Raw genomic sequence first — 1083 nt, 5'->3', positions numbered from 1 at the left:
GCTCGCGTGAGCTTCGCCGTTCATCGACATCTCAGTGTCCTTCATTTTTCGTCCGGAACATGGAATTTGTCAGGGAAATATATTCTGTTGTCAACATCTTCCACCTGCCTTTAGGAAGAGTATGTCAACGAACGTTCTCTTGACTTGCGGGCGTATAATAAAAAATAAGAAACTTAGTAACTAAGAAAAAAATTCTTTATTCGTTTAAGGAGGCATACAATATGAACACCCTATTGACGAAAGAGTGTCACACGGAGGGGATTCATATGGACGGAAAGCCTAAAATCATAAGCGTCTCCAAGGGTCGGCAGATCACATTGCCCATACAGTATTATCGTGAACTTGGGATTCATAACGAAGTAGAATGCTTTTTACGTGGCGATGAAATTGTCATTCGTCCCGTTCGGCGTGGGGATGACTTCTCTGAGGAAATCCTCAAAGACTTAATTCAGCAAGGTTATAGCGGAGATGAACTACTTGCAGAATTTCAACGCTTACGGTCTGGAATTCGTCCAGCTGTGAAGCGCATGCTGGATGAAGCACACCAGGTTGCACAAGGACTCTATTCCAATAGCTCTCCAGAAGAGCAGGTTGCTGATCTGTTTCGTGACGATAAGGGCAAACAGGAGGCTTGATTCCACTGTTACCGTTTAGCAGCCGTCCTCCATTCGAACGATACATTAAGAAGATTGTCGAGAAACCTTTGAAAAACCTGTTTCATCAAGCTGTCGTACATATCCTTGAGAATCCCTATAGTGGACAAGCCAAAATTGGTGACTTACAGGGATTTTGGGGATACGACATCAAATACAGTGGTACAAACTACGAGATCGCTTATGTCGTAATCGAAGACGAAAATGGTGAACCGCAATCCATTGTTTTTTATATGGCTGGAACTCGTGAGAATTTTTGGGATGAAATTAAAAAGTATATACAGTAATAAATAGACCCACGGTGACTTCCAGTCCATCGTTTCATTACTCCTCTTCCATTGTCTCCATGCCATATAGAAAGAAGCGAAGCCTTAGCGGCCTCGCCCTCATTTCAACCACGCTTCCAGGTTCTTCGGCACCGCCAGACCGC

2 protein-coding genes are annotated in these 1083 nt (G+C 43.8%); both read left to right on the top strand.

Annotated features, from left to right (window positions below; translation table 11 throughout):
- Positions 1-221: 221 nt before the first annotated feature.
- On the top strand, positions 222-635 hold the full coding sequence (locus BUA75_RS15420; RefSeq protein ID WP_083574427.1) for an AbrB/MazE/SpoVT family DNA-binding domain-containing protein: 414 nt from the start codon (positions 222-224) through the stop codon (positions 633-635).
- A complete protein-coding gene (locus BUA75_RS15415; RefSeq protein ID WP_242650357.1) occupies positions 632-940 on the top strand; it encodes a type II toxin-antitoxin system RelE/ParE family toxin in 309 nt (102 codons plus the stop codon). Before BUA75_RS15420 ends, BUA75_RS15415 begins: the two co-directional genes overlap by 4 nt.
- Positions 941-1083: the final 143 nt, after the last annotated feature.

The sequence above is a fragment of the Alicyclobacillus tolerans genome, assembly GCF_900142255.1.
GTDB classification, from domain to species: domain Bacteria; phylum Bacillota; class Bacilli; order Alicyclobacillales; family Alicyclobacillaceae; genus Alicyclobacillus_I; species Alicyclobacillus_I tolerans.
The sequence above is the reverse complement of the archived record's forward strand: the minus strand, read 5'-3'. Positions and strand labels throughout refer to the sequence as shown.